This is a genomic window from Gordonia oleivorans (genome assembly GCF_040044975.1).
GTDB lineage: Bacteria > Actinomycetota > Actinomycetes > Mycobacteriales > Mycobacteriaceae > Gordonia > Gordonia oleivorans.
This window is the reverse complement of sequence record NZ_JBDZDI010000007.1, coordinates 233,584-239,732: the sequence shown is the minus strand read 5'-3', so window position 1 is coordinate 239,732 and position 6,149 is coordinate 233,584. Positions and strand designations below refer to the sequence as shown.

The 6,149-nt window shown below is 65.6% G+C and carries 7 protein-coding genes and 1 tRNA gene; 2 read left to right on the top strand and 6 right to left on the bottom strand.

The window, feature by feature from the left end; all coding sequences use genetic code 11:
- Positions 1–126 precede the first annotated feature (126 nt).
- From ABLE92_RS13790 to ABLE92_RS13780, 3 genes are all read right to left on the bottom strand, one after another.
- On the bottom strand, positions 127–1,167 hold the full coding sequence (locus ABLE92_RS13790; RefSeq protein WP_348805344.1) for an acyl-CoA dehydrogenase family protein: 1,041 nt from the start codon (positions 1,165–1,167) through the stop codon (positions 127–129).
- A 64-nt stretch (positions 1,168–1,231) separates the two neighbouring features.
- Complete coding sequence (locus ABLE92_RS13785) at positions 1,232–1,858, bottom strand: lipocalin family protein (protein WP_348805343.1); 627 nt, start codon at positions 1,856–1,858, stop codon at positions 1,232–1,234.
- Positions 1,859–1,991: 133 nt separating this feature from the next.
- Positions 1,992–2,411 carry a DUF7144 family membrane protein gene (locus ABLE92_RS13780; protein WP_348805342.1) on the bottom strand — a complete coding sequence of 140 codons (420 nt, stop codon included), beginning with the start codon at positions 2,409–2,411 and terminating at the stop codon, positions 1,992–1,994.
- A gap of 171 nt (positions 2,412–2,582) precedes the next feature.
- Between ABLE92_RS13780 and ABLE92_RS13775 the strand changes: the two genes are divergently transcribed.
- Positions 2,583–2,656, top strand: a tRNA-Pro gene (locus tag ABLE92_RS13775).
- Between the two features lie 231 nt (positions 2,657–2,887).
- Positions 2,888–3,325 (top strand): hypothetical protein, encoded by a 438-nt coding sequence (locus ABLE92_RS13770; RefSeq protein WP_348805341.1) that lies wholly within the window; start codon positions 2,888–2,890, stop codon positions 3,323–3,325.
- Between the two features lie 527 nt (positions 3,326–3,852).
- Here the strand turns inward: ABLE92_RS13770 and ABLE92_RS13765 are convergent.
- The 3 genes from ABLE92_RS13765 to ABLE92_RS13755 all read right to left on the bottom strand — a co-directional run bounded on the left by ABLE92_RS13765 (position 3,853) and on the right by ABLE92_RS13755 (position 6,081).
- Positions 3,853–4,257, bottom strand: coding sequence for a DUF7144 family membrane protein (locus tag ABLE92_RS13765; protein ID WP_348805340.1), 405 nt, complete (start codon positions 4,255–4,257; stop codon positions 3,853–3,855).
- Between the two features lie 97 nt (positions 4,258–4,354).
- A complete protein-coding gene (locus ABLE92_RS13760) occupies positions 4,355–5,071 on the bottom strand; it encodes a haloacid dehalogenase type II (RefSeq protein WP_348805339.1) in 717 nt (238 codons plus the stop codon).
- A gap of 11 nt (positions 5,072–5,082) precedes the next feature.
- Complete coding sequence (locus ABLE92_RS13755; protein WP_348805338.1) at positions 5,083–6,081, bottom strand: metallophosphoesterase; 999 nt, start codon at positions 6,079–6,081, stop codon at positions 5,083–5,085.
- Positions 6,082–6,149 lie beyond the last annotated feature (68 nt).

The window sequence follows — 6,149 nt, the reverse complement described above, 5'->3', positions numbered from 1 at the left end:
GTCCGCATCAACACACCCACCGACACCACATCCGACAACCGACGATCCGACTCAGGCTTCACCCACCCAGCACGAGGCATACCCTACAAACTACACCCTTGCAACCTTAACTGAACGGTATTGGGCTTAACTCGGGTTATCGGCTCCGCTGAATCGTTGGACGAGAAGGTCTTTCACCTGAGGTCGACTCGCGGCGACCAGGGTGAACATCGCCTCGCGGGCCAGGCGTTCCGGGGTGGAGCCGGTCACCAGGGCGCGGCCGCCGTCGGCGGCGACGAGTGCGGAGGTGGCCTCGACGGCCAGTCGGGCGGCATCGGCGCGGGCGTCGAGGAGTGCCGGTGTGTCGGACAGGGATTCGTCGAGGCGTGCGCGGATCACACCGGCCCGTTCGCGTAGTGCTCGGGCGGCGTGCACGTCGTCGAGTCGCTCCAGCAGTGCCGTGGCGCGTCGAACGAGGCCGAAGGGGAGCGTGCCGTTGATGCGCAGGCCGATGTTCTGGCTCGCGAAGAAGTCGTCGAGGCAGACGCGACTGACGATTTGTGCGTCGCTCACCCGTAGGCCCTCGACGCGCAGAAACACTGTGCTGGTGGCATTTCCGGCCGACAGGTGCATGGGGCTCGCGGTGATCTCGGGGATCGGGCGACGCGCGGGCAGGATGGCGGCGATCACGTCGTCGGTCTCGACGTCGCGGGCGGATATCTGCAGGAGGTCGATGATGTCCCAGCCACTGACGAACGGGGCGTAGCCGTCGATGATCCAGCCGTCGGTGGTGCGGGTGGCCGTCATCCGCGGCGGGGTGGGTACCACGCCGGCATGGGCGACACCGGCGCGCAGCCGTCCACTCACCGTGTCGGCCAACAACTCCGAACGCAGGGCCGCATTGGACGTCGAGGACAGGGCGATGACCACGCCGTGATGCTGCAGCCAGGTGAAAGCGGTGGACAGGCAACCGCTGGTGAGGACCTCCTGGATCTCGAGGACTGCGGTGAGATCGAGACGTGCCCCGGCGTCGGCGATCCCGAACAGTCCGGCGCCGGCGAGGTGGGACCAATGGGATTCGGGGATGATCCCGATGCGGTCCACCTCGCCGGCGGCGGGATAGAGGATCTCGTCGGCGATGCGGTAGGCATCGGCCAACAGCGCTTCGGGCGGGCGGGGGGTGCTCACCTGATCAGGCTACGACCGATCAGGTGGGCACCGGGCGCAACCGCACCGACCCGATCGCGGATCTTCAGACCGTGCAGAGTGGCGAATAGTCGCTGCGCCCACCGGTGGTCGGCGAGATGAGGAAGGTGCACGAGTTGAAGCCGACCTTCTCCGTCGCATCCTTGAGCATCCGCAGTTCCGCGGTGGTCAGGACCTTCTTGCGGGACAACACGAATCCCGACAGGCGTGACGGGTCGCCGACCACCGCGTACTCGTAGGGGGCGTCCGGTGTCGCGCCGTCGGCCACCCACGAGACGATGTAGTTGGGGGTCTTGCCGGGATCGATGGTGTTGGGGACACCCGGGAAGGTGACGATGAGCTGGGCGTTGCTCACCGGATCGACCACGGTCGCCTTGCCCTTGATGCCATCGGGCTGCCCAGTGAACGACGTGCACTTGTTGTCGACGCTGATCGTGGTCGCGTCGATGACGCCGTAGGTGGCGTTGGTGTCCTTGGCGCAGCGGACACCGAAGAACGACGGGATCGTGGCCTGCTGCCACCACGTGCCCAGGTAGCGCTGCACGTCGAGCTTCGGAACGGGCTTCAGTGGCGCGGCGTCGGCGGTGGCGGGTGCGATGATCATCGCACCCGCCGCGCCGATGACGGCCAGGGGCACGAGCAACAGACGGATGGTGCGGCGCGCGAGCGGCATGGTGGAACTCCCTTTCGTTCTGTGAACGTCAGCCATTCGCCGCGAACGGGTGATCCGGATGGGTGAGCGGTGCCCGCCGGAGACGACGGCGGGCTGGGCCGCCACGAGGCAGCCCGTCGACACCCGAGCGCCGTCAGGCGTTGGCCGGACTCCAGGTGGCCACCGCCCAGATCACGATGATGTCGAGGACGATGATGAGGATGGCCCAGGCGGGGTAGTAGGGCAGCCACAGGAACTGGGCGATGATCGACAGCGACGCGATGACGATCGCCGCCACCCGGCCCCAGGCGGTACCGACGGCGAGACCACCGGCGATGACGACGGCGATGACGCCCACGATGATGTGGATCCAGCCCCACGACGTCAGATCGAGCTCAAAGGTGTAGTCGACGCCCACCACCAGGATCTCGTCGTTGCTGAGGGCTGCGATGCCCTCGAAGATCGCCACGATGCCGGCGACGAACAGCAACGCCGCGGCGACGATCGAGATCCCGAGTGCGAAGCCGGTCTTGGTGGACGAGTTGATCTCGCGATCCTCGATGGAACTGCTCATGATGTGCGGTCCTTTCCTGTACGCGACGTGCGTGATCCCATCCTTACGCGAACCTGAGATCGGAGGGGATGTGTTGGGCGGATTCGACTCACAATGAGTCGTGGATTGGCACGCTGACCAGCCGATTTAACTCCCGGCGGACTCCGGGGGTAAGCTATCGCAGGTTGCACACGGGGTGTGGCGCAGCTTGGTAGCGCGCTTCGTTCGGGACGAAGAGGTCGTGGGTTCGAATCCCGCCACCCCGACTCGTTGGTTGAGACGACAGCAGGGCGCTGACCTGGTTTTCCGGGTCAGCGCCTTACTTGTCCGTATGGCCGGAACGGCCGGCCCGCTGACTGTGGTCGCGGTGGTGAGCCGACGGTCCGAAGTGCGGTGGACTCCTCGCGAATAGTGGCTCTGACGGCACCATTTCCGGGTCCGCGCGGCTTGTGGAAGAAACATCAGAGGTTTATCTGATGTGCACTAAGATTGACACCATGGGCACCACTCACACTCTTACCGACCTGCTGCGCCACCCCAATGAGGTGATCGCAGAGGCAGAGCACGGTGCTGTCCGTATCACGCGTCGTGATGCTGCGGACCTTGTGCTGATGCGGGCTGGTGACCTCGAAAGCCGCGAGGCGGGGATTGCTTTGGCGTCGCGGCTCATGCGTGCCACCCATACGCACGGGCATGTGATCGATGCTCTTCGCGCTGTCGACGCGTGGTTCGGTCAGTTGGACGATGACCAGCAGCAGGAATGTGCTGCGGAGATCGACAGCTTGCTGTGGAGCGCCGTTGAACTCGGGATCTATCAGCGATTGCTCGATGAGTACGACGCGTGGCGGGGAACCGCGGCGGCCTATGCTGCCGGGTTCATCCCTGGTAATGGTCCCGAGATCACGACCTCCCCGGTCCCTGCCGAGCAGCCTTGAGTGACATTCGTAATCAGGTACCCCGTCCTGTCAAGAAGTCGGAGTGCCTGGTCTGTTGCGGAAACAGCAGGGCGCACCAAGGTTGGCAGGCGTTCCTCGCGGGAGCGAAGTATGCTGCGACCGACGCGTGGGACTATCTCACGCGCACGCCGTTGGAGAGGCGCCAAGGTCGTGTACACCCGTTGAAGGGAAAGCTCGCGACGGCGACTTACGAAGGGCGCGAGTATGTTCGCTGACAGTACGAGGTGACTGGTGGAGGTCGAATCTGGTACATCGTTTGCGATGATCCCGAGGATAAGCACGTGGGTGTGGTGATCATCCTTCTGGCGGAAACGGGTCACTCCAAAGCGACGGAACGCGGAGTGAACCGACGGTGATCGGAAGTGCAGGCGACGACCTCAGTCACACTTCATCGCCCGTCGATAATCGCCCATCGATCGAATCCGATCGCCGCATGACACGACCCGGCCGAGTGCGAACTCGGCCGGGTCGTCGTCGTATCACCGGATGCGACGGTGGCCCGGTTCTCAGTCGGTCTTCCAGGTGCACACGGCCCAGATGACGAACAGATCCAACGCGATGACCAGGACCGACCACCAGGGGTAGTAGGGCAGCCACAGGAAGTTCGCGATGATCGAGATCGCCGCGATGATCACCGCGCACACGCGGGCCCAGGTGGCGCCGACGAACATCCCGAAGGCGATGGCGATCGCGAGGATGCCGACGATGAGGTGGATCCAGCCCCACGTGGTGAGGTCGAACTGGTAGACGTACTGCGGTCCGACGACGAACAGGTCGTCGTTGACGATGGCCGAGATCCCCGACAGGAAGCCGAGGACGCCGGCGACGAGCAGCAGGACGCCGGCGCCGATGGTGGCGCCGCCCGCGAACCCCTGGCGGACCGGATGCCGATCCTGAACTGGTGCCGACATGACAATGCCCCTTTCGTGAAAATGTTTCCGGAAATCATTCTCACGCCCGGTCACATGGGTGGGCATCGCCCGAAAAGGATGAACCCGCTGGTCGGGATCAACAGCCGAGTTGGCTTGCCAGATCGAGGATGTCGCGGGCATGGACATCGTTGTCCGCCGACCCGGAATCGTCTTTCAATGACGCATCACCCCATTCGAGGGGGCGTTCGATGAATGCGGTGTGCAGGCCGACCGAACGTGCGGCGTCGAGGTCGGATTGATGGGTCGCCACCATCATCACCTGATCGGTCGTCACCTCGAGGAGTTCGGCGATGCCGAGGTAGGTCGCCGGATGCGGCTTGTAATGCCGCCAGAGGTCCGAACCGCCGATGACATCCCAACCGAAGCCGTTGTGCTTGGCCATCGCGGATAGTAACGCCACACTCCCATTGCTCAACGCGCACACCGTGAATCGGCTCCGCAGGCGAGCGAGACCGGATGCCGCGTCGGGCCAGCCGGGGATGGTTCGCCACGCCCGTACCAGTCGGGTGGCGGCGCCGGTGTCGAGAGTGACGCCGAACCCGGTTGCCACCAGGCCGAGGGTCTCGGCCTGCAGATCGTCCAGGCCGCGCCATTCCAGTTCACCGGATTCGACCCGGGCCAGGATGGGGGAGTAGCGCCGACGCCACTCGCGGGTGAACTCGGCGGCGTCGACGTCGCCGATCTCCTCGGCCACCGCGGCACGGATACCGCTGAACCAGTCGGTGACGGTCCCGAAGGTGTCGAAGGCGAAAACCGAGACCTCCTCGGCCAGACTGTCGCCGACGGTGGGCACGTGGCCGCGTCTCAGTGCGCGTCGGTGGCCAGCTGCGGCAGTGACTGATCCTCGTCGAAGGTGGCGTCACCGTGCGAGACGGGCGTCAGCGTGAGCAGGCTGGCCTCAGGGCGGCAGCAGAATCGGGCCGGGGCATACGGCGAGGTGCCCAGGCCGGCGCTGACGTGCAGCTTCATCGTCGAGCCCCAATTGGATGGGCCCTTCACCCGGGAACGATCCAGGTGGCAGTTGGTGACGAGGGCACCGACGAACGGCAGGCAGAGCTGGCCGCCGTGGGTGTGCCCGGCCAGCACGAGGTCGTAGCCGTCGGCGGCGAAGCGATCCAGAACCCGGGGCTCGGGCGAGTGGGTCAGCCCGAGTCGGAGTTGGGCGAGCGGGTTGGGACGGCCGGCGATCGTGTCGTAGCGGTCGCGTTCGATGTGCGGGTCGTCGACGCCCGCAGCGACCACCCGGACGCCGGCGACCTCGAGTTCGCGCACGGTGTGGGTGGCGTCGAGCCAGCCGCGTTCGACAAAAGCGGCCCGCAGATCCTGCCACGGCAGCGGTGCCCCGTGGGTCCGCTTGTGTTCGGTCCGGAAGTACTTGAAGGGGTTCTTCGGTTTCGGGCCGAAGTAGTCATTGGACCCGAAGACGAACAGGCCGGGCCGCGACAGCAGCCCGCCGAGGGACTGGATGACCGCCGGAACCGCTTGCGGGTGAGCGAGATTGTCGCCGGTGTTGATCACCAGGTCGGGTTCGAGCGCATCGAGTTCGGACACCCACGCCTGCTTGAGGCGCTGATCGGGCATCATGTGCAGATCGCTGATGTGCAGCACCCGCAGCGGTGTGGCGCCCGGCTCGAGCACCGACATGGTGGTGTGCCGCAGCGTGAACGCATTGCGTTCGATCACCGTCGAGTAGAAGAGTCCGGCGGCCGCGAGTCCGGCGCCGGCTGCCACCGAGCGGGCCGTCGTCGACGTCGGGAGGTGGCGATCGAGCTGCCGAACCAGGTTCGCATCGAGGATGGACATCACCCCACGATACGCGTACACCGGTTGCCCGACACGCCGGTTGGCGTGTTCACCGGGCACGCCGGCGC

Excerpts from the sequence above, each read along its gene's own strand:
- ABLE92_RS13785 (WP_348805343.1), bottom strand. The coding sequence starts at position 1,858 with ATGCCGCTCGCGCGCCGCACCATCCGTCTGTTGCTCGTGCCCCTGGCC.
- ABLE92_RS13780 (WP_348805342.1), bottom strand. The coding sequence starts at position 2,411 with ATGAGCAGTTCCATCGAGGATCGCGAGATCAACTCGTCCACCAAGACC.
- ABLE92_RS13770 (WP_348805341.1), top strand. The coding sequence starts at position 2,888 with ATGGGCACCACTCACACTCTTACCGACCTGCTGCGCCACCCCAATGAG.
- ABLE92_RS13765 (WP_348805340.1), bottom strand. The coding sequence starts at position 4,257 with ATGTCGGCACCAGTTCAGGATCGGCATCCGGTCCGCCAGGGGTTCGCG.
- ABLE92_RS13755 (WP_348805338.1), bottom strand. The coding sequence starts at position 6,081 with ATGTCCATCCTCGATGCGAACCTGGTTCGGCAGCTCGATCGCCACCTC.